Consider the following 19399-nt stretch of genomic DNA (forward strand, 5'->3'; position numbering starts at 1 on the left):
ACGACAACCTGCCACAAGAAATCTTTCGTCGGCCTCAACGCCATGGCGGGAAGGCGACTTCGGACGACCTCAGCCGCGCCCGCGAGCGACCATCTCCGAGCCCAGCATCTGCTCGGCCGCCGCCAGGACCTCTTCTTTGGACAGTCGCTGGGTGCGCATCCGATCCAGCGCCGCGGCATACATCTCGCTCGGTGCCTGGAGCTCGAGGGCGATCCCGTCGGGGTCGCGGAAGTTCAGGTGGTGGCCCAGCGGCATGTCCTGGATCGGGCTGTGCTGCACGCCGAGCTCCTCGAACCGTTGCTGCCACTCGACCAGCTCCTCGCGACTGTCGGCCGCCAGCCCGAGGTGGTCCAACCCGGTGTTCGCCGCGTCGAAGCCGCCCGAGCGGCCTTGCGGCTGCTTGATCAGCGCGATCGTGAAGCCGGTGCCCGTGTCCATGCAGACCCTGGCCGGCCCGGTGTCCAGGACGGTGAGGAAGCCGAGCACGTCGGTGTAGAACCGTTCGCTCACGTCGAGGTCGGTGACGCTGAAGGCGACGTGGTTGATCCCCGAAAAGGCTGGCATGGCATTCCTCTCCAGACGAGGAGCACCTCCTGACCCCGCGTGCCCCACCGTTCAGGGTCTGGGCGCCCGCCTGGTCCTGTCAATGACGGGTGACAGACCGTCACCCTGCGCCATGGTCGGGAGTCAGCTCGCCCAGAACTCCCGCAAGGCCGGCACGGTCGCCTTGCCTCGCACCATGTGCTGCTCACCGGGCAGCTCGCGCAGGGTCGCATTCGGCAGCGCGGTCGCGAGCGCCGCCTGCCCGTTCTTCATGTACGTCGGGCTCTTCCCGCCCACGATCACCAGGACCGGGACGGTCACGCCTGACAACCAGTCCGCCGGCAGCGGCTCGCCCTGCTGGTGCTTCAGCACGAGCGCGTAGTCGTGGGGGAGCGTGTGCGCGACCCCGCAGAGCTTCTTCCACACCGGCATCAGGCGCATCATCATCAGCCCGAACGCCGGCACGCCGACCGTCCGCATGAACAACGAGACGGCGTCGCCGCGCTTTCCCGCGGCGACCAGCGCCTGGGTCCGGTCACCGAGAGCGGGGTCGTTCGGGGCGTGGCTGCCGTCGACGATCAGCGGCGCCTCGTACAGCGCCACCTTCCCCGTCGGCACGCCCGCCCGCAGAGCCTCGAGCACCAGCACGGCGCCGGACGACGCACCAACGACCAGGGCATCGTCACCAACCGCCGACAGCACCGCCCGCAGGTCCTCCACCTCCCGCTCCACCTCGTATGGCGCGGAGCCGGGTCCACTCTCGCCTCGGCCCCGTCGGTCGTAGGCGACGACCGCGTGGTCCTGCGACAGCGACGGGATCAGGGCTTTCGCGGTGCCCATGGACCGCTGGCAGAGGGCACCCTCGACGATGACGACGACCGGCCCGGTGCCGGTCACGTCGTAGGCGATGCGGGTCCCGTCCGCGGACGTGACGAAGCGGGTGCTCGTGGTGGCTGTCACGGTGCTCATGATCTCTCCTGACTGAGGGCTGTGACCGTACGTCGAACGGGTCAGCCGGATCTCGACATCTGCGACCGGTTCTCCTCGGCGCGTCGCTCCAGCACCGTGCGCTCGGCATCGTTGCGCGACCGCGCCGCTGCCTCGTCGAACGCGAGCGCCGCGAGGGCGTGCTGACCGTGCCGCTCCAGCAGGTCACCGCGCACGCTCGGGACGAGCGGGGATTCGCCCAGCGCATCGGCCGGTATGGCGTCGAGGACGGCCAGCCCCGCCGGTGCACCGAACGCCCGGCCGTGGGCCACGGCCCGGTTCACCTCGACGACCGGGCCCGGCGCAGCCTGCGCGAGCACGTCGTAGAGCCGCGCGATCTGGCGCCAGTCGGTGTCCTCGGCACGCCGGGCACGGGCGTGCTGCGCGGCGATCGAGGCCTGGAGGAAGTACTTGCCGACCGGTCTCCCACGGGCAGCGAGCGCCCGGGCCCCGGCGAGGGCGGCCAGCCCACGGCGGATCAGCTCTTGGTCCCACCGGGTGCGGTCCTGGGCCTCGAGCAGCACCGGCACCCCGGCGTCGTCCACGCGAGCCAACGACCGGGAGCCCTGGATCTCCAACAACGACTGCAGCCCCAGGGTCTCGGGCTCGGTGGGGGCGAGCGCCGCGAGCATCCTGGCCAGCCGGATGCCCTCGTCCGCCAGCGCCGGGCGCATCCAGTGCTCGCCGGCCGCGGCGGCATACCCCTCGTTGAAGATCAGGTAGATCACGGCCATCACGTCGTCGAGGCGCTCCACCCGCTCCGCGCCGGTGGGTAGGTCGAACTCAGCGCGCGCCTCGGACAGCGTCTTCTTCGCCCGCGAGATCCGTTGCCCCATCGTCGTCTCGGCGACGAGGAAGCCACGGGCGATCTCTGTCGTGGTGAGGCCGCCGACGAGGCGCAGGGTGAGCGCGGCGCGCGACTCCGGCGTGAGGGCCGGGTGGCAGGACAGGAAGATCAGGCGCAGGACGTCGTCCTCGATGTGGTCGACCTGCGCGTCGAGGTCGGGCACCTGCTCCTCCTCTCCACGGGCGTGGCCGAGTTCCTCGGTCTTGCGGCGCAAGGTGTCGGCGCGGCGGAAGTGGTCGACACCGCGGCGCTTGGCCGTCGTCATCAGCCAGGCGGCCGGGTTGTCCGGCACCCCGCTCGCGGGCCACTGCTCGAGGGCAGCGACGAGGGCGTCCTGCGCGAGGTCCTCGGCGAGCTCGACGTCGCGCGTCATCCGGGTGAGGGCTCCGACGAGCCGCGCCGACTCCGCCCGCCACGCGGTGGTGATGGCCTCGGTGGTCGCCGTCTCGACTGGCACGTGCCGAGACTACGGTCCGCCTGCCACATGCATGTGGCACTGGCGGTACCGGACGCCGCGAAGGCCGCGGCACCCGGTCCCACCAGGCGGGTCAGGCGTCGGCCGCCTCCGGCGGGGCGTCGGAGATCTGCCGCAGCGTCGCGACCATCGAGCACTCAGGCCAGTACTTCGCGTGCAGCTCGGCGAACTCCTGCTGGCCGGCGACGGCCTCCTCGAGGCTGTCGTACTGCAGGATCGACCAGCCTCCGACGACCTCCTTGGACTCGGCGTAGGGCCCGTCGACGCGGGAGGTCTCGCCCTGGCGGACGACGAAGTTCACGGCGTCCTCGGTGCCGTACAGGCCACCCCCGTCGAGGAAGACGCCCTTCCCGGCCTGCTCGCCGATGTAGCGGTCCATCGCGTCGAACAACGCCTGCGGCGGCTGCCCGATGCCTTCTTCCATCCTGACGAATCCCATGAAGCGCGGCATGTCACTGGTCCTTCCGATGTGTGGGTCACTGCTCTGTCACGCATACGTCGAACAGCGAACCAGTTCTTCGACACGGGGTCACGAAAACTTCCCGGACGTCCACGAACGCTCCCTGACGGGCGCCGCCGGCCATGCCCGCCCAGACTGGTGGACGGACGCCAGACCTTCGCAGGCGCCATACCCCGCACGCCACGAGACCACCCGACACTGGAGCACCGATGAGCGACACCACCCCCGGCCAGGACAGCATCAAGATGACTCCCGAGCAGGAGAAGGCCGCGCTCGAGTCGCAGCAGACCGACGAGGCGACCGAGCCCGCCGACGAGGGCGTGGGCTCGCTCACGGACTCCCAAGAGGACCCCAACCACACGCAGAACTAAGCATCTGCACGGACTGTGCACGGCGCGAAGCGTCGTTAACGTGGCGAGCTCGCTGTCCGACGACATGTCGTCGACAGGTTCGCCGTGGCGTTCTGCTGCGGCGAGGGGAAACCACCGAGGGGAAGTCTTTTCCATGAGCACAGCCATGTCCGCACGCCGCACCGCCGCCGGTCTCGCTGCCGGCCTGATCGCCGCCGCAGGCCTCACCGCCTCGGTCGCTGCGCCAGCCCAGGCAGCCGAGCAGCGGGTCAAGATCGTCCAGCACAACGTCGAGAAGAAGTGGGCCCCCATCGCCCTGGCCGTCCAGCAGGCGAAGACGATCGGCGCCCAGGGCATCACGCTGCGGGAGGTGTGCCAGTCGGACAAGAACACCCTGATCGCGCAGAACCCTGCGTGGACGATCAACTACAAGCTCAGCAAGGCCGACGGCTGCGGGACCAACAACGACGTCGGCACCGTGGCCATCTGGACCGGCGGCGCGAACGGCGCCAAGGAGAGCTACGACCTGCCGAAGGACGGCACCCGCAACCCGCGGCTCACCTGTGTGAAGTACGGCTCCAGCCCGGTCCGCCACATCTGCTCGGCCCACCTGGTGTCCAAGGACACCGAGAACGTCCGCGCGAAGCAGACCGCCCGCATCGCCAGCATCACCTCGGGCTGGATCACCAACAACCACGCCGTGGTCGTCGCCGGTGACTTCAACGCCAGCCCGGGCAAGCCCGAGATGGACTCGATGTACGCCCTCAACGGTCGAGGTCGGTTCACCGAGGGCGACCAGACTGCGACCGCGCGCGCCGGCGACTGGACCGCCACCAGCAAGGATGGCAACCACCGCAAGATCGACTACGTGTTCTTCTCGCGGAACCGCACCGGCTTCGGGGACGCGAAGGGGATCCAGACCATCTCCACCGACTCCGACCACGAGCTGCTCATCGCCCGAGCGGACGTCAGGGTCGGCTGACGCCCTTGGCCAGACCTTCGGCCCTGCCTGATCCGGGGCCTTTGGCCTTGTCCGGCCCTGGGCCCCGACGCGCGAACCAGCTCTCGAGCTCGCGGAGCGCGTCGGGGTCCAGGGCTTTCGCCGGGTCCGCGACGATGTCGGCCTGGATACGTCGGCGAGCGACGGCGTACACGGGGGAGCCGAGCGCGTACTCGAGGTTGCGGGCGTACCACCGTCCATATCGGAGAGTCCCCAACCGCAGCAGCGTCCCGCTGACGATGCCGGGCCGACCGCGTCGACCCCAGAAGCCAGCGGCCAGACCAACGACCCACGCCACCCCGAACGCCAGCGCCATCACCGACAGCGTCCCCACGATCTCGTCGCTGGCGAAGTTGTCCAGCACGCTGAGCAGGCCGGTGTAAAACCGCGCGAAGTCGACGTCGAGGCCATCGAGCTGGCGAAGCAGCGGCGCGACCTTGTCGGCCTCGTCGGCGAGCCGTTGGATCGAGTCGAGCGGAGGCTTCTGCGACCACGCCGTCTCGAGGTGGCCCTTGGCCTCGGGCACGGTGTCGAGGATGTTGGTCGGCCTGATGCTCTTGAACGAGTCCCACGCCTGGTTGACCTCGCCGTACGTCGTGCTGATGCGCCCGACGGTTTGGGAGCTCTCCCTCGCGGCCGTCTCGAGCTCGGCGGCGCTCAGCGCGTTGGCGTTGACGTAGTCGAGCGTCGTCTGGATCTGCTCGCGGTGGTCCACGACGTACATCGCCTCGCGGTACCGCTCCTGGAGGTTGGGTACGGCGTGGACGGCGTCGTTGACCTTGCCGCCCACCGTCTCGGAGTCGCTGAGGGCGACGCTCAGGGCGGCCGCGGCGGCATACGCCTTGGCCCCGAACTCGACCACGACGCCGACGGCACGTCGGCCAAGCTCCTCCGGTCGGCGGTAGAGGGGGAGTGGCTTCGTGGCGGTCATGCCTGGCCTCCGGTCGGGCGCGCGATCTGGTGCAGGTCCACCGAGGCGAGCTCGCCGTCCTCGACCACGGCGGTCATGTACGTGCAGAACGGCTGGCGGCGGCGGTCGGTCGGCGACCCCGGGTTGAGCAGGCGCAGACCGCGGGGAGTGGTGGTGTCCCACGGGATGTGGCTGTGGCCGAAGACGAGCACGTCGAGGTCGGGGTATGCCGCGTCGCAGCGGCTCTCGCGGCCGGTCGCTTGTCCGGTCTCGTGCACGACGCCGAGGCGCAGCCCTTCCACGGTCATGGTCGCGAACTCCGGCAGCCGCTCCCGCAGCATCCCGTGGTCGTTGTTGCCGACGACCGCGACCAGCCTCGTCGCCCGGGCCTCCAACGCGTCCAGTGCAGCGACATCGACCCAGTCCCCGGCGTGCAGGACGAGGTAGGCGTCATCGACGGCAGCCCACACGACAGCGGGAAGGTCCTTGGCCCGCTTGGGCAGGTGCGTGTCTGCGATCAACAACAGCCGGGTCGTCATGTCGAGGGACGACCCACGGTTGAAGGGATCACGGGTGACCGTCCACGTCGAGTGGGCACAGAGCTGATCCTTCTGGGCGAAGTGCGTCCACCGGTGAGCACTGGTCGCCCAGTCGGTGCGAGCAACGAATGCTAGCCATTCACCCGGCGGGAGTCGCTGCGAGCACCGACGGGCGCGAACCACCCGAGGTGGTGCGCGCCCTCCGTGCGGTCGATCAGGCCTGGCAGCAGGCGCCGCCGCCCGACACCTCGGACAGGTCGAGGCTGGTCCTGCCCTCGAGGTCGGGTCGGGCATCACGCTTGACGGTGTAGACCTCCCAGGGCTCGCTGCCGGGCCCGGTGACCCACACCTTGTCCTGGACTGCGTAGCAACAGGTGGTCTCGTCCTCGGTCCTGGTGGCCAACCCGGCGTCGGCGAGCCGGTTGGTCGCGGACGCGACTAGGTCGGTGGACTCGACCTCGACCCCGAGGTGGTCCATCCGGGTGTCCTCGCCGGGCCGGCCCTCGAGCAGGACCAGCTTGAGCGGGGGCTCGGTGATGGCGAAGTTCGCGTACCCGGGGCGACGCTTGGCCGGCGTGGTGTCGAACAGGCGGGAGTAGAACTCGATCGAGCCGTCGAGGTCGGCGACGCGAAGCGCCAGCTGGATGCGGGACATGATGCCTCCACTAGATAGATGAATGTCTATGTGGTGGATCCTTGTCCTCGCCATCGGCGTCTGTCAATATAGATGAGTGTCTAATTCTTCTCGCGAGCTGCCGCTGCTCGAGCGCGACAGCCCACTGGTCTGCTGTGCCCCACTCGCGCGCGAACCCCTCACCGCCGCGCAGGCCGAGCAGGTCTCCGGTCTGCTCAAGGCCATCGCCGACCCGGTGCGCCTGCGTCTGATGTCGATGATCTTGTCCCACGAAGGTGGTGAGGCCTGCGTCTGCGACCTCAACGACGCCTTCGACCTGTCCCAGCCCACGATCAGCCACCACCTCAAGACCCTGTTCCAGGCAGGACTGCTCGACAGGGAGAAGCGCGGAACCTGGGTCTACTACCGGGCCAGGCCAGCGGCGGTGGCGGGACTGACCAGCCTTTTCGAGACCGGCACGGTCACGGCGGCCCGGACCTGACCCGGGCGAGCCCTTCGCCCGCGGAAGGGTCGTCACGTGCATCGGTCAGCGTCCGACGGGACGGCTCACTTCAGCAGGCGGGACATGCGGCGGTCGGCCAGGGGCTTGCCGCCGGTCTGGCAGGTGGCGCAGTACTGCAGCGACGAGTCCGCGAACGACACCTCGCGCACCTCGTCACCGCACACGGGGCACTCGAGCCCCGTCCGGCCGTGGACCCGCATCCCCGCCCGCTTGGCGTCCTTGAGGTCCTTCGCGGGCTTGCCCGACGCGGCGGCGACGGCACCGGCGAGCGTGTCGCGCAACGCGGCATACAGGTGGTCCACGTCCTTCGGTGAGAGCTTGGCGGCCATCGCGAACGGCGACATCTTCGCGACGTGCAGGATCTCGTCGGAGTAGGCGTTGCCGATGCCGGCGATGAAGCCCTGGTCGCGCAGCAGCCCCTTGATCTGCGAGCGCCGTCCGTCCAGCAGCTCGCCGAAGGCCTCTCTCGTGAACTCGTCGGCCAACGGGTCCGGTCCGAGCGACGCGATCCCCGGTACGTCCGCGGGGTCGCGCACGAGGTACGCCGCGAGCCGTTTCTTCGTCCCCGCCTCGGTCAGGTCGAAGCCGGAGTCGTCGGAGAACTTCACCCGCACCGCGATCGGCGACTTGCCGGGCCTCAGGACGGTGTTCGGCACGGCGTCGTACCAGCGCAGCCACCCCGCCCTGGCGAGGTGGAAGACCAGGTGCACGCCGTCGCAGTCGAGGTCGGTGAACTTCCCGTGCCGCGACACCGCGTCCACCGGCACTCCCGACAGCGCTTGAGGCGGCGGGTCGAACGTCTTGAGCACCGAGAACGACCCCAGCTCCATGCTGGTCACGGCCAGCCCGGCGGTCCGCTCGGCGAGGAAGTCGACGAGCGCCTGGACCTCGGGCAGCTCCGGCACGCGCCCATTGTGTCCCAGCGGTGCGACGATGTCCCGGTGACAGCGCGATGACCAGCGAGAAGACCGACGACCTGCTGCACATGGGCACCCACCGCGGCCGGCTCGTGCTCGCCACGACCATCCTCGGCAGCGGCATCGCCCTGCTCGACGGCACCGTCGTCAACGTTGCCCTCCCGACCATCGGCCGCGAGCTCGACGCCGACCTCGCTGGCCTCCAGTGGGTCGTCAACGCCTACGCCCTCAGCCTCGCCGCCCTGATCCTGCTCGGCGGTTCCCTGGGCGACCGGTTCGGTCGGCGGCGCGTGTATGCCGTCGGCGTGGCCGCCTTCGGTGCCGCGTCGATCGCGTGCGCCCTCGCCCCGACCGTCGAGCTGCTCATCCTCGCCCGCGGCATCCAGGGCATCGGTGCGGCGCTCCTGGTGCCCGGCAGCCTGGCGATCCTGCAGGCGTCGTTCCGCCGGGAGGACCGGATGGCGGCGATCGGCTCGTGGACCGGGCTGCTCGGCGTCGCCTCGGCCTCGGGACCGATCGTCGGCGGCTACCTCGTCGACCTCGACTGGCGCTGGGCGTTCTGGCTCAACGTGCCGCTGTGCGCCCTCGTCGTCTTCTTCACGTGGCGGTTCGTGCCGGAGTCGCGCAACGAGCACGCGAGCCACCAGTTCGACGTGCGCGGCGTGGTCCTGGCCGTCGTCGGGCTGGCGGGGATCACCTACGCCCTGACCGTCGCCCCCGAGAATCCCGGGGCGGTCTCGCTCGGCGCCGGCGTCGTCGGGGTCCTGGCGCTGGTCGTCTTCGCCCTGGCCGAGCGCGGCTCCACCCACCCGCTCGTGCCGCCCCGCCTCTTCGCCGACCGCGTCTTCACCGCGATCAACATCGTCACGCTGCTCGTCTACGCCGGCCTGTCGTCGGCGCTGCTCTTCGTCGTGCTGTTCCTCCAGGTCGTCGCCGGCTGGTCGGCCCTGGCCGCCGGGGCGGCGACGCTCCCGCTGTCGGTGGCGATGCTGCTGCTGGCCAGCCGGTTCGGCGCCCTCGCGACCGCCCACGGCCCGCGCCGCTACATGGTCGGCGGAACGCTCGTCGCCGCAACGGGATTCGTGCTGCTCGGGTTCGCCCCGCGCGACCCATCCTTCGTGCTCCACGTCCTGCCCGGCATGACGCTGGTCGGCCTCGGGCTGTCCATGACCGTCGCACCGCTGACCGGCACCGTCCTCGCCGCCGCCCCAGACGAGCTCGCGGGGACCGCCAGCGGCGTCAACAACGCGGTGTCCCGCACCGCCGGACTCATCGCCGTCGCTGCCCTGCCGCCGCTCGTGGGACTGGGCGGCGCGGCATACGCCGATCCGGCCCTGCTGGCCCCCGCGTACCGGGCGGCGATGCTCGTCAGCGCCGGGCTCGTCGCGCTGGGAGCGGTGGTCACCGCGGTGGGCCTGGCGAAGCGGGAGGCGCCGTGCGCCGCCCAGCCGCACCTCGACCTCACGGCTCGATGACGGCTTCGCCGGTCCCGTCGTTCGCGAGCTGGTCGTCGGCCTCGGCGAGCACCTCGAGCACGTGCTCCACCTGGGGGCGCAGGCCGTAGCCGTCGCCGGCACGGCAGACCGGCACCTCCTGGCGCTTGCGCAGCGGCTCGAACTCCTCCAGCGACACCGGGATGCCGTGCGAGAGCACCTGCTCCTGAGGGGTGAGCTCGCGGATCGCCACTGCTGCAACACGGTCCGGGCGCTGGTCGGAGAACTCACCGTAGATCTTCGGGTCGTGCTGGCCGTCGTCGCCGATGAGCACCCAGCGGATGTCGGGGAACTCGTTGGCCAGCCGGTGCAGGCAGGACATCTTGTGGTCCTGGCCGGAGCGGAACCACCCCGTGTTCGTCGGGCCCCAGTCGGTGAGCAGCAGGGGACCGGCGGGGTAGCCGTGCCGGCGCAGGAAGCGGGTCAGCGTCGGCGCCGTGTTCCAGGCGCCCGTGGAGACGTAGACCATCGGGGCACCGGGGTGCTCCTCGAGCAGCGCGCGGTACATCGTCGCCATCCCGGGCACGACGTGACGGGCGTTCTCGCTCTTCACGAAGGTGTTCCACGCGGCGATCATCGGTCGCGGCAGCGACGTCGAGATCACCGTGTCGTCGATGTCGGAGATGAGGCCGATCTTCTCGTCGGCACCGACGATGACCACCGACGCCTCGATGCTCTCCGCACCCACGGCCGCGAGGGTGACCTCGTGCCAGCCGGCGGGCAGGCCCGGGTCGGGGATCCGGACGTCGATGTACCCGCTGCGGTCGCTCGAGGTCTCCACGACACGGTCCCCGATGGTGACCGTGACCGGCACGTTCATCGCGGGGGCGGTGATGAACGCCCGCCATCCACGGCGCTCGTCGTCGGCCCGCCGCAGCTCCGAGCCACCGGCACCGGCGTCGGCGCGGGGGTGGTCCTCCGGACGACGGGTGAGCAGCACCCGACCCAGCACGCGCACGAACTCCTGCGACCCGTACCCCGTGTGCCCGAGCACCCGGGTGCCCCACCCGCGCCCGCGCAGGAAGGAGTCCACCCGGCGGTGCCAGGCGTCCTCGACGATGGATGCAGCGTGGGGGCGAGCCATGCGACGACCCTATGGCCTGCCGGACACCAGCACCGAGCCGAGCAGGTCAGTCGGTGGTGACCTCGGAACGGTCGCCCGACCACAGCGTGTGGAAGGTGCCCTCGCCGTCGACGCGCTGGTAGGTGTGGGCGCCGAAGAAGTCGCGCTGACCCTGCACCAGGGCGGCCGGCAGCCGCTCCGAGGCGAGCGAGTCGTAGTAGCTCAGCGCCGACGCGAACCCCGGCACCGGGATGCCCGACAGGGCGGCCGTGGCCACGATCCGACGCCACGCGTCCTCGCCGTCACGGATGGCCGCGGCGAAGAAGTCGTCCTCGAGCAGCGTGGTGATCCCGGCGTCCTTGGCGTACGCGTCGACGATGCGGTTGAGGAACTGTGCGCGGATGATGCAGCCGCCGCGCCAGATCTTGGCGATCGCGCTCTTGTCGATGTCCCAGTCGTACTCGGCCGCACCGGCGACGATCGCGTCGAACCCCTGCGCGTAGGCGACGACCTTGGACGCGTAAAGCGCCTTGCGCACGTCGTCCTCGAAGGAGTCGGTGCGCTCCTGCACCTCGGGCCGTCCCTGGAGGGTCGCGCGGACCGCTGCCCGCTGGTCGGGCTTGGAGGAGACCGCGCGGGCGAAGACCGCCTCGGCGATGCCGCTGACCGGCACCCCCAGGCCGACGGCGTTCTGCACGGTCCAGACGCCGGTGCCCTTGGACCCGGCCTGGTCGAGGATCGAGTCGACGAGGGGCCCGCCGGTCTTGGCGTCGACCTGGCGCAACACCTCTGCGGTGATCTCGATGAGGTACGACTCGAGCTCGCCGGAGTTCCACTCGGCGAAGACGTCGGCGATCTGGGCCGGCTCGTGGCCACCGATGCGGCGCAGCAGGTCATAGGACTCGGCGATGAGCTGCATGTCGGCGTACTCGATGCCGTTGTGGATCATCTTCACGAAGTGCCCGGCGCCGTCCTCACCGACGTGCGTCACGCACGGCTCGCCCTCGGCGACCGCGGCGATCGACGCGAGGATGGGCCCGATCGTCTCGTAGGCCTTGGCCGAGCCACCCGGCATGATCGACGGACCCTTGAGGGCGCCCTCCTCACCACCGGAGATGCCGACGCCGACGAAGTTGATGCCCTTCTCGGCGAGGTCGCGCTCCCGGCGGCGGGTGTCCTGGAAGTTGGCGTTGCCGCCGTCGAGGATGATGTCGCCCTCCTCGAACAGGTCGGCGAGCTGGTCGATGACCGCGTCGGTGCCCTTGCCCGCCTGCACCATGACGATGGCTGTACGGGGCGTGGCCAACGACGCCACGAAGTCCTCGATGCTCTTGCTCGCCACGAAGCCGAGGTCGCCGTGCTCCTCGAGCAGCGTGTCCGTCTTCTCGGGCGAGCGGTTGAAGACCGCGACCGTGTTGCCCTCGCGGCTGGCGAGGTTGCGGGCGAGGTTCGAGCCCATGACGGCGAGCCCGACGACCCCGATGTTGGCGCTGCCTGCTGCGTGGTCGGTGGACGTCATCGAGAGCTCCTCGGGGTCGGGGGTGAGGTCGTGGTGGGCGGGGTGGGGTGACCCACCGGGGCGCCGTCAGCTGGGTAAATCGCTGTCGGACGAGCCGCCTGCACTGGTAGACAGCGCGGGTGACCACTCTGGAATTCCCCGACCTGCTCCGTCTCATCGATGAGCGGTCGGTGGCCTTCCGGGCGGCGATCGCCGCCGCCCCCGACCTGGACGCCCAGGTCCCCACCTGCCCGGACTGGACGTTGCGCGACCTCGCGCAGCACATCGGTATGGGGCGCTTCGCCTGGGGCGCGACCGTCGCCGCCGGTCCCGGGGCCACGGGGAAGGTCGTCCCCGACGACGTCCCCGAGATGCCGCGGGACCGCGAGGAGCTGGTCGCCTGGCTGGCTGCCGCGGCGCAGTCGCTGCTCGACGCGCTCGAGGGCGTCGACCCCGAGCGGGGCTGCTGGGCCCCGTGGACCGACTCGCAGTCGCCGTCGACCTGTCGCGCCGTCGCCCGCCACCAGGTGCAGGAGATCGCCGTCCACACCTACGACGCCCAGCTCACCATCGGCGCACCCGAGCCGCTCCCGTCGGAGGTGGCCGTCGACGGCGTCGAGGAGTTCCTCTTCACCTGCGTTGCCACGACCTACGCCTGGCCGCACGAACCGGCCGTCCTCGACTACGTCGTGACCGAGGGTCCGAGCTGGCGGATGCGCTTCGACGGCGCCGGCGCCGACGTGGACCGGTGGCCCGACGAGCACACCGGCGCCGACCTCGTCGGCCGCGCGACCGCCAGCGACCTCGTGCTGTCGTTCTACGCCCGGGTGCCTCTCGACCGCCTCACCCTCGACGGGGACGCAAAGGTGCTCGACCGGCTGGTCGACTGGGAGCCCGGCGCCTGAGGGAGCCGGAACCCGACATCCTCGACGGGACCAGCCGGGTCGGGTCGCTCAGCCTCGCGACCCGGCCCGGAGCCCTGGTACTGCCTCGCCCTGGTACTGACTTGCCCTGAGCGGGACCTACGGCTTGGCGAGGACGGTGCGGAACTGGTCGACCAGCCGCTCACCCGTCGCGCCGAGGCCGTCGAACTCGAACAACCGGTCGCCGTGGCTGGCCAGCAGCAGCGGCCCACCGTCGATGTCGAGCTCCTTGGCCACGGCGAAGTCCTCGACAGCGAGCTCACGAGCCCGCGCCGACGCCGCGAACACCTCGATGGCGGGGGCGTCGAGCCCGAGCCGGGTCGCCACGCGAGTCAGCACTCCCGGCGCCTCGAGCGGGCTGCCGCCCACGAAGAACTCGTGCTGGACCGCGCCGAGCACCGTCGACACCGGCATCTCACCGCTGGCGAGCAGCGCGATCATGCCTGCCGCGGCGCCCTCGGCGTCGAGCTCCAGCGTCCCGGACCGCAGTGACGTGAGGAACGCCGCCCCGAAGTGGGCATCGGTGCGGGCCCGGACCTCGGCGACGCTGGCCGCGAGCGCAGAGGTGGGCTGGGCTGAATACCGGCCCGCGTGCACGATCTCCACGTCGACGAGCGAGCAGGCGGCACTGAGCACCGCGCTCACGGACGGGAGGTAGGCGTACGACCACGGGTCGTAGACGTCCATGACGTAGAGCAGCAGGGTGCTCGCGTCGGACGTGGCCGGCCGCGAGGGACGGACGAAGCTGGTGCCGATGCGCCCGGTGCGGGGACCGACGACGTGCATCGACCGTGCGCTGCCCGGGACCTGGGGGCTGCACCACGACGCGAGGTTGGTCGGGTGGGCCGTACGTGACCTACGACCGGTGGCGCCGTGACTGCAGGCGCGGTGTGGACCTCTCATCTGCACCCCTTCCAGGGCAACAAAAAAAGCAACCGGATGGCCGATCGGCCAAACCCGGTTGCTTCAGGTGTTGTGCAGACTAGCTCACATCGCCTCGGAACGGGAAGAACGGACCTCTCCGACGATCTGTGCGGCCAGGGTCCGCAGCTTGAGGTTCTGCTCCTGGGACTGGCGCCGCATGAGCTCGAACGCGACCATCTCGTCGATGCTGTGCCGACCCATGAGGACCCCCTTGGCCTGCTCGATCACGGCGCGACTCGCCATCGCCTGCTCCATCTGACCCGCGACCTCACGCGCACCGGCGAGCATCACGGCGGCCGCCAGCGCATCGGCCGCGCGGCTGGCTGCCAGGCGGGCGAGCCGCAGCTCGGTGTGGTCGAACGCGTGCCGCTCGTTGCCATAGAGGTTGAGCGCGCCGTACCGGCGGCCGCCCGAGACGAGCGGAAGCGCCAGCAACGTCTGCACCGCCCCCGGCTGGCATCCCTGCATGAAGGCCGGCCAGCGCTCCTCGCCGCCGGTGAAGTCGACGAGGTTCTCGCGCCCGTTGCGGAAGGCGTCGAGGCACGGGCCGTCGCCGACGGCGTACTGCACCGCGTCGATCTCGAGCGTGCCCGCGGTCGTGTATGCCGCGGTGCGCGGCCGGTCCTCCATGACCACCGTGACGCCCACCGCGTCGCACCCGTCGATGTTGGCGTTGACCGCCTGGACGAGGCGCTCGAGGTAGGGCGTGAGGTCGTCGACGCCGTCGAGGTTGCCGGCCAGCTCGGTCATGATCTGCTCGGCCTGATCGAGGCTGCGCTCGCCCGCCTGGTCGACCAGCTCCTGCGCCTCGGCGACCTCGGACGGGCGGGTCGCCACGAGGGGTGCCGTGGGGATGTTCTGGTCGGTGACCTGGTCGGCCATGCGTGCTCCTGGGCGGGACGGTCCTGCGGGGTCAACCACAAGATACCCGCACCGAACGCGCAGGTCAGGCTCTATCCATGGCCTGACCTGCGCGTTCGGGTTCCTGCCCACCGGACCGGCTCCGGTGGTGCGTCGGGCCGGCGCCTGGTGGGACGCCGGACCGGCACCGATCCGCTCAGGGCCAGATCGAGGAGACCCACTCGGGGTGGTCGATGAACGGGTTCCTGTTGTGCTGCCAGGTGTCGTAGATGACCTGGTTGCGGCGCTTCTCGAACGCGTCCGGCGGGTCGCCCGCGCTCCACGCCTTGAGGACCGAGAGCTTGCCGATGTACGGCGCTGTGCCGTTGTTGACCGACTCGTTGGGCTCGAGGTTGGGCCAGCCGTCGTCGCCCTCGTAGCGGACGGCCATGTAGAAGATCATCCGGGCGACGTCGCCCTTGACCGAGTCGCGGGGCTCGAAGGAGTCGGCGTCGCGCCAGCAGTCCGAGCACTGGCTGACCGCCGTGCCACCGTTGTCGAAGTCGAGGTTGCCGCGGTCGCTGTTGACCGTGACGTCCTCGGGGCGCAGGTGGTGGACGTCGGTGCCGGGGCCGTTCACCGTGCCGAAGTCGCCGTGGCTCTTGGCCCAGACGTGCTCGCGGTTCCACTGGTCGACGCCGCCACCGTTGTCGGCCTTGGAGATCGAGCGCCCCGAGTAGATCTCGATGACGTTGTTCGTGTTGTTCGGGTCCTGGTCGGAGTCCTTGAGGGCGTTCCAGACCTGGTCGTAGGTCAGCACGGTCTGGCTCTTGATGATGGTGTGCAGACTGCTGCGGAGGGCGCTGCCGGTCTTGCCGATCGCCGGGGCGTAGTAGGTGCCGTCGTACGGGCCGGTGGTGCCGGTGGGGTTCGGGCTGGTGGTCGAGGTCGTCGAGGTGGGGGTCGTCGTGGTCGTCGTCGGGTTCGGCGTCGAGCCGACCGCGCTGATGGCCGTCGGCGACTTCAGGCCGGCGTGCGAGAAGTAGGCGGTCAGCGTGCCGGTGACGTCGACCTGCGTGCCCATCTTGGACGGGTTCGTCCTCAGCCCCCAGGTCGAGCGCCACTGGGACGTCAGCTGGACGTAGACCATCTTCGAGGTGCTGGTCTCACCCGCCGTGTCCGCGAGCGCGATGGCCAGGTCGTCGGTGAACCCGCTGCGGTTGACGGTGGTCGTCGCCACCGGCTCCCCGACGATGTAGCCGCGGACCGTCTGCACCGAGTTGTTCTGGGTGGCGATCGCCTGGCTGACGGTGAGGGGCGCGGCCGCGGTGGCGGTGCGCGCCGTGGTCGCGACGAACGCGACGAGGAGGAGGACGGCGACGAGTGCAAGGCGTGGGCGCACTCGGATGGTGAGCTGCTGTGGCATGGACGCAACCTGCCAGCAGCACGGCATACAGCGGGCGAACGCCGGTTATGGGAGCGGGACGGGCTTGGCAAATTTCCGGTATGCCGCGTGTGCCCCTTCCCGGTGCACGTGGGCGAAGATGGCCGGGTGAGTGCCGATCCGGTCTTCCGCAAGGGCAGCACCTCGGCTCCCGACGGCTACTTCCGGTGGGAGGCCGCGGGTCTGGCGTGGCTGGCGGACGCCCCCCGCGGGGTGCCGGTGGTCGAGGTCGTCGAGGTCGGCGACGACCACCTGGACCTGCGGCGGCTGTCGTTCGTCAACCCCGACCCGGCGATGGCCGAGCAGTTCGGGGCGCGGCTGGCGCGGACCCACGACGCGGGGGCACCTGCGTTCGGCAGCGCGCCGCCCGGGTGGTCGGGGGACGGGTTCCTCGGTCCGGCGACCGAGCTGCTGCCGCTGCCGCTGCGGCCGACCTCCTCGTGGGGCGAGTTCTGGGCCGAGCAGCGCATCCTCGCCATGTTGCCGCTCGGGCGGGACCGCGGGCTCTGGCACCGGGGTGACGTGGCCGTGCTCGAGGCGGTGGCCCGTCGCGTGGCGCGCGGCGAGTTCGACGACGGGTCGGCCCCGGCCCGGATCCACGGCGACCTGTGGTCAGGCAACATCGCCTGGACGGCGTCCGGTGGGGTGCTGATCGACCCCGCTGCGCACGGCGGCCACCGGGAGACGGACCTGGCGATGCTGGCGCTGTTCGGCTGCCCGCACTGGGACTTCGTCGTCGGCGGGTACCTCGACCAGCATCGGCTCGACGCCCAATGGCAGGCGCGCGTGGCCCTGCACCAGCTGCACCCGCTGATGGTGCACGCCGTCCTCTTCGGCGGCGACTACGCCCAGCGCACCATCGACCTCGCCAAGCGCTACCGCTGACGCGTCACCGCCACCGCCTCCCCCCGCTTGTCAGGGGAGCAGTCCACGGACGTAGGCGGCCTGGCCCACGTGCTGCTGGTCGTCGTTGACCACGCTGACCAGCCGCACGCCGAGCGTCACCGGCGGGTCCCAGCGCTCATCGACCACGCGGTCGAGCTCGTCGGGGGCGAGCCCCTTCACCCAGCGGACGGTCTGCGCGTGGACCGCGTCGAGGTAGCCGGTGAGCTGGTCCGCCGTCAGGTCCTTGACCTGCGCGACCTCCTCGGGCGACGCGCCATACCCGGTCTCGGTCTCCTCGAAGGGGAGGCCGAAGTCGCGCTCGAAACCCTGGCTGGTCCACACCTGGTCGAGCCCGGCGGCGTCGGCGACGTGGTCGTCCTGCACGCGGGTGAGGTGCCAGACGAGCCAGCCGATCGAGTTGGCGCCCTCGCCGGGCTGGTGCGCCAGCTGGTCGGGCGTGAGGCCCTCGACCGCGCTGTGCACGCCCTCCTGGATCCGGGTGAAACCGTCGACGAGCAGCTCGGCAGGAGTCATGGTTTCGACCCTACGTCTGGCGTCCCGACACTGCTCGGACCGTGGGTCAGTCGAAGACGAGGGGTTCGCTGCGGCGGGGCATGACGAGGACGGCGATGATCATCGTCGCTGCCAGCACCAGCACGCCGATGAACACCTGGTGGGTCGCACTGGTCAACGACTCACGCACGAAGTCGCGGACCACAGCCGTGACGCCGGACTGGTCGCCGAGCACCACGGCGGCGTCGTCCGCGGTCTTCGGCAGGGTGCCGGTCGCCCCGGCCGGCGGGGTCTGGAAGTCCCGCGCCAGCGTTGCGTTGGCGATCGCCCCGAACACGGCGACACCGACCGCGCTGCCGAGCGAGCGGAAGAACAGGTTGGTGGCGGTGACGACGCCCCGGCGGTCCCAGTCGACCGACGACTGGACGGCCACGAGGGTGGGGACCGAGGCGTACCCGAGGCCCACGCCGACGACGAACGTGTACGCGGCGATCGCCCACAGGCTGGTCCGCTCGTCGACGAGCAGCAGCAGCGCGCTGCCGAGGACGACGAACACGACACCGAGGATCGAGGTGTTGCGGAACCCGAACCGCATGTAGATCTTCCCGGCGCTGGCCGCCGCGATCGGCCAGCCGATGGTCATCGCCCCGAGGGCCAGACCCGAGAGCAGCGCGCCGTAGCCGAGGACACCCTGGGCGAAGGTCGGGACGTAGGACGTCAGGCCGATGAGCACGGCACCGATGACGAGCGAGGCGAGGTTGGCGCCGATGAGCACGCGACGGGTGAACACCCACAGCGGCAGGATCGGTTCGGCCGCCCGGCGCTCGACGAACACGAATGCCACGAGCAGCACGACCGAAGCCACCACGATGCCGATCCCCGCCGGCGACAGCCACTCCCACGAGTGCCCGCCCTCGAGCAGCGCGAGGATGAGCAGCGAGACCCCCGTCGTGAGCAGGATCGCGCCGGCCCAGTCGATGCGGTGCCGGACGCGCTCGATGTTCTCGTGGAACCCGCGCAGCAGCAGCACGGTGGCCAGCGCCCCGATCGGCAGGTTGACGAAGAAGATCCAGCGCCACGAGACGTACTCGGAGAAGACGCCGCCCAGGGTCGGACCGACGAGGGCGGCCACGCCCCATACGCTCGCGATGAAGCCCTGGACCCGGGCCCGCTCCTCGACGGAGTAGATGTCGCCGATGATCGTGATGGACATCGGGAGCACCGAGCCGGCACCGAGGCCCTGGATGACGCGGGCGGCGATGAGCAGCGGCATCGACCACGCGGCTCCGCAGAGGATGGACCCGATGAGGAAGAGCGCGATGCCGATGAGCATGACCGGCTTGCGGCCGATGCCGTCGGCGAGCTTGCCGTAGATCGGGACCGAGACGGCCTGGGCCAGCAGGTAGATCGAGAACAGCCACGGGAACTGCGAGAACCCGCCGAGGTCGCTGACCACCGCCGGGACCGCGGCCGCGAGGATGGTCGAGTCGATCGCCACCAGCGCGGTGCACATCATCACCGCGAGCAGCACAGGACCACGCTCGCTGCGCAGGCCGACACCGCTCCTGGTCTCCGGGGTCTCCGTGGTTTGCGTCACGAACAGGGACAACCCCGCCCCGACGGTCCCCTATTCCGTCGCTTGCCTCCAGCCG

The 19399-nt window shown here is 70.6% G+C and carries 21 protein-coding genes; 6 read left to right on the forward strand and 15 right to left on the reverse strand.

Features of this window, described 5'->3' with window-relative positions; genetic code table 11:
• Positions 1 to 69 precede the first annotated feature (69 nt).
• The 4 genes from ABD286_RS10500 to ABD286_RS10515 all read right to left on the reverse strand — a co-directional run bounded on the left by ABD286_RS10500 (position 70) and on the right by ABD286_RS10515 (position 3276).
• Positions 70 to 564 carry a VOC family protein gene (locus ABD286_RS10500; RefSeq protein ID WP_344192915.1) on the reverse strand — a complete coding sequence of 165 codons (495 nt, stop codon included), beginning with the start codon at positions 562 to 564 and terminating at the stop codon, positions 70 to 72.
• A 123-nt stretch (positions 565 to 687) separates the two neighbouring features.
• Positions 688 to 1512, reverse strand: a complete 825-nt coding sequence (locus ABD286_RS10505) for an alpha/beta fold hydrolase (RefSeq protein ID WP_344192917.1) — start codon at positions 1510 to 1512, stop codon at positions 688 to 690.
• A gap of 41 nt (positions 1513 to 1553) precedes the next feature.
• Positions 1554 to 2834: an RNA polymerase sigma factor gene (locus ABD286_RS10510; RefSeq protein WP_344192919.1), complete on the reverse strand. Its 1281-nt coding sequence runs from the start codon at positions 2832 to 2834 to the stop codon at positions 1554 to 1556.
• A 91-nt stretch (positions 2835 to 2925) separates the two neighbouring features.
• Positions 2926 to 3276, reverse strand: a complete 351-nt coding sequence (locus tag ABD286_RS10515) for a YciI family protein (protein WP_344192922.1) — start codon at positions 3274 to 3276, stop codon at positions 2926 to 2928.
• Positions 3277 to 3521: 245 nt separating this feature from the next.
• On the opposite strand from ABD286_RS10515, the gene ABD286_RS10520 reads away from it, so the two are divergent.
• Both ABD286_RS10520 and ABD286_RS10525 read left to right on the forward strand, forming a co-directional pair.
• On the forward strand, positions 3522 to 3683 hold the full coding sequence (locus tag ABD286_RS10520) for a hypothetical protein (RefSeq protein WP_344192924.1): 162 nt from the start codon (positions 3522 to 3524) through the stop codon (positions 3681 to 3683).
• A gap of 145 nt (positions 3684 to 3828) precedes the next feature.
• Positions 3829 to 4644 (forward strand): endonuclease/exonuclease/phosphatase family protein, encoded by an 816-nt coding sequence (locus tag ABD286_RS10525; RefSeq protein WP_344192926.1) that lies wholly within the window; start codon positions 3829 to 3831, stop codon positions 4642 to 4644.
• Here ABD286_RS10525 and ABD286_RS10530 read toward each other — a convergent pair.
• The 3 genes from ABD286_RS10530 to ABD286_RS10540 all read right to left on the reverse strand — a co-directional run bounded on the left by ABD286_RS10530 (position 4631) and on the right by ABD286_RS10540 (position 6766).
• Positions 4631 to 5593, reverse strand: coding sequence for a hypothetical protein (locus tag ABD286_RS10530; protein WP_344192928.1), 963 nt, complete (start codon positions 5591 to 5593; stop codon positions 4631 to 4633). The genes ABD286_RS10525 and ABD286_RS10530 overlap by 14 nt on opposite strands.
• On the reverse strand, positions 5590 to 6111 hold the full coding sequence (locus ABD286_RS10535) for a metallophosphoesterase family protein (protein WP_344192930.1): 522 nt from the start codon (positions 6109 to 6111) through the stop codon (positions 5590 to 5592). Before ABD286_RS10535 ends, ABD286_RS10530 begins: the two co-directional genes overlap by 4 nt.
• A gap of 214 nt (positions 6112 to 6325) precedes the next feature.
• Complete coding sequence (locus ABD286_RS10540) at positions 6326 to 6766, reverse strand: ArsI/CadI family heavy metal resistance metalloenzyme (protein WP_344192932.1); 441 nt, start codon at positions 6764 to 6766, stop codon at positions 6326 to 6328.
• Between the two features lie 76 nt (positions 6767 to 6842).
• On the opposite strand from ABD286_RS10540, the gene ABD286_RS10545 reads away from it, so the two are divergent.
• Positions 6843 to 7226 (forward strand): metalloregulator ArsR/SmtB family transcription factor, encoded by a 384-nt coding sequence (locus ABD286_RS10545; RefSeq protein WP_344192934.1) that lies wholly within the window; start codon positions 6843 to 6845, stop codon positions 7224 to 7226.
• 65 nt (positions 7227 to 7291) lie between these two features.
• On the opposite strand, the gene ABD286_RS10550 is transcribed toward ABD286_RS10545, so the two are convergent.
• Positions 7292 to 8152 carry an Fpg/Nei family DNA glycosylase gene (locus ABD286_RS10550; protein WP_344192936.1) on the reverse strand — a complete coding sequence of 287 codons (861 nt, stop codon included), beginning with the start codon at positions 8150 to 8152 and terminating at the stop codon, positions 7292 to 7294.
• Positions 8153 to 8199: 47 nt separating this feature from the next.
• Between ABD286_RS10550 and ABD286_RS10555 the strand changes: the two genes are divergently transcribed.
• On the forward strand, positions 8200 to 9639 hold the full coding sequence (locus ABD286_RS10555) for an MFS transporter (RefSeq protein ID WP_344192938.1): 1440 nt from the start codon (positions 8200 to 8202) through the stop codon (positions 9637 to 9639).
• On the opposite strand, the gene ABD286_RS10560 is transcribed toward ABD286_RS10555, so the two are convergent.
• Both ABD286_RS10560 and gndA read right to left on the reverse strand, forming a co-directional pair.
• Positions 9626 to 10741: an App1 family protein phosphatidate phosphatase gene (locus ABD286_RS10560; protein ID WP_344192940.1), complete on the reverse strand. Its 1116-nt coding sequence runs from the start codon at positions 10739 to 10741 to the stop codon at positions 9626 to 9628. The two genes, ABD286_RS10555 and ABD286_RS10560, sit on opposite strands and share 14 nt — an antisense overlap.
• A gap of 46 nt (positions 10742 to 10787) precedes the next feature.
• A complete protein-coding gene (gene gndA / locus ABD286_RS10565; RefSeq protein ID WP_344192942.1) occupies positions 10788 to 12239 on the reverse strand; it encodes an NADP-dependent phosphogluconate dehydrogenase in 1452 nt (483 codons plus the stop codon).
• Between the two features lie 119 nt (positions 12240 to 12358).
• Between gndA and ABD286_RS10570 the strand changes: the two genes are divergently transcribed.
• Positions 12359 to 13123: a maleylpyruvate isomerase N-terminal domain-containing protein gene (locus ABD286_RS10570; RefSeq protein WP_344192944.1), complete on the forward strand. Its 765-nt coding sequence runs from the start codon at positions 12359 to 12361 to the stop codon at positions 13121 to 13123.
• Between the two features lie 117 nt (positions 13124 to 13240).
• Here the strand turns inward: ABD286_RS10570 and ABD286_RS10575 are convergent, their stop codons facing one another.
• The 3 genes from ABD286_RS10575 to ABD286_RS10585 form a co-directional block, all read right to left on the reverse strand.
• Positions 13241 to 13927, reverse strand: coding sequence for a DsbA family protein (locus ABD286_RS10575; RefSeq protein WP_344192946.1), 687 nt, complete (start codon positions 13925 to 13927; stop codon positions 13241 to 13243).
• 201 nt (positions 13928 to 14128) lie between these two features.
• Positions 14129 to 14947, reverse strand: a complete 819-nt coding sequence (locus ABD286_RS10580) for a GAF and ANTAR domain-containing protein (protein WP_344192948.1) — start codon at positions 14945 to 14947, stop codon at positions 14129 to 14131.
• A 175-nt stretch (positions 14948 to 15122) separates the two neighbouring features.
• Positions 15123 to 16331: an endonuclease gene (locus tag ABD286_RS10585; protein WP_344192950.1), complete on the reverse strand. Its 1209-nt coding sequence runs from the start codon at positions 16329 to 16331 to the stop codon at positions 15123 to 15125.
• A gap of 126 nt (positions 16332 to 16457) precedes the next feature.
• Between ABD286_RS10585 and ABD286_RS10590 the strand changes: the two genes are divergently transcribed.
• Entirely contained in the window at positions 16458 to 17234 is a 777-nt protein-coding gene (locus ABD286_RS10590) for a fructosamine kinase family protein (RefSeq protein ID WP_344192952.1), read from the forward strand.
• A 30-nt stretch (positions 17235 to 17264) separates the two neighbouring features.
• Here ABD286_RS10590 and ABD286_RS10595 read toward each other — a convergent pair whose 3' ends face one another.
• Both ABD286_RS10595 and ABD286_RS10600 read right to left on the reverse strand, forming a co-directional pair.
• Positions 17265 to 17768: a mycothiol transferase gene (locus ABD286_RS10595; RefSeq protein ID WP_344192955.1), complete on the reverse strand. Its 504-nt coding sequence runs from the start codon at positions 17766 to 17768 to the stop codon at positions 17265 to 17267.
• 46 nt (positions 17769 to 17814) lie between these two features.
• Positions 17815 to 19344, reverse strand: a complete 1530-nt coding sequence (locus ABD286_RS10600; protein WP_344192957.1) for an MDR family MFS transporter — start codon at positions 19342 to 19344, stop codon at positions 17815 to 17817.
• Between the last annotated feature and the right edge of the window lie 55 nt (positions 19345 to 19399).

It is taken from the genome of Pedococcus aerophilus, from assembly GCF_039532215.1.
GTDB lineage: Bacteria > Actinomycetota > Actinomycetes > Actinomycetales > Dermatophilaceae > Pedococcus > Pedococcus aerophilus.

Bases quoted from the DNA above. Each gene is read 5' to 3' on its own strand.
- ABD286_RS10580 (WP_344192948.1), bottom strand. From the start codon at position 14,947: ATGGCCGACCAGGTCACCGACCAGAACATCCCCACGGCACCCCTCGTG.
- ABD286_RS10525 (WP_344192926.1), top strand. From the start codon at position 3,829: ATGTCCGCACGCCGCACCGCCGCCGGTCTCGCTGCCGGCCTGATCGCC.
- ABD286_RS10575 (WP_344192946.1), bottom strand. From the start codon at position 13,927: ATGCACGTCGTCGGTCCCCGCACCGGGCGCATCGGCACCAGCTTCGTC.
- ABD286_RS10555 (WP_344192938.1), top strand. From the start codon at position 8,200: ATGACCAGCGAGAAGACCGACGACCTGCTGCACATGGGCACCCACCGC.
- ABD286_RS10535 (WP_344192930.1), bottom strand. From the start codon at position 6,111: ATGACGACCCGGCTGTTGTTGATCGCAGACACGCACCTGCCCAAGCGG.
- ABD286_RS10520 (WP_344192924.1), top strand. From the start codon at position 3,522: ATGAGCGACACCACCCCCGGCCAGGACAGCATCAAGATGACTCCCGAG.
- ABD286_RS10540 (WP_344192932.1), bottom strand. From the start codon at position 6,766: ATGTCCCGCATCCAGCTGGCGCTTCGCGTCGCCGACCTCGACGGCTCG.
- ABD286_RS10515 (WP_344192922.1), bottom strand. From the start codon at position 3,276: ATGGAAGAAGGCATCGGGCAGCCGCCGCAGGCGTTGTTCGACGCGATG.
- ABD286_RS10585 (WP_344192950.1), bottom strand. From the start codon at position 16,331: ATGCCACAGCAGCTCACCATCCGAGTGCGCCCACGCCTTGCACTCGTC.
- ABD286_RS10505 (WP_344192917.1), bottom strand. From the start codon at position 1,512: ATGAGCACCGTGACAGCCACCACGAGCACCCGCTTCGTCACGTCCGCG.
- ABD286_RS10530 (WP_344192928.1), bottom strand. From the start codon at position 5,593: ATGACCGCCACGAAGCCACTCCCCCTCTACCGCCGACCGGAGGAGCTT.
- ABD286_RS10560 (WP_344192940.1), bottom strand. From the start codon at position 10,741: ATGGCTCGCCCCCACGCTGCATCCATCGTCGAGGACGCCTGGCACCGC.
- gndA (WP_344192942.1), bottom strand. From the start codon at position 12,239: ATGACGTCCACCGACCACGCAGCAGGCAGCGCCAACATCGGGGTCGTC.
- ABD286_RS10595 (WP_344192955.1), bottom strand. From the start codon at position 17,768: ATGACTCCTGCCGAGCTGCTCGTCGACGGTTTCACCCGGATCCAGGAG.
- ABD286_RS10500 (WP_344192915.1), bottom strand. From the start codon at position 564: ATGCCAGCCTTTTCGGGGATCAACCACGTCGCCTTCAGCGTCACCGAC.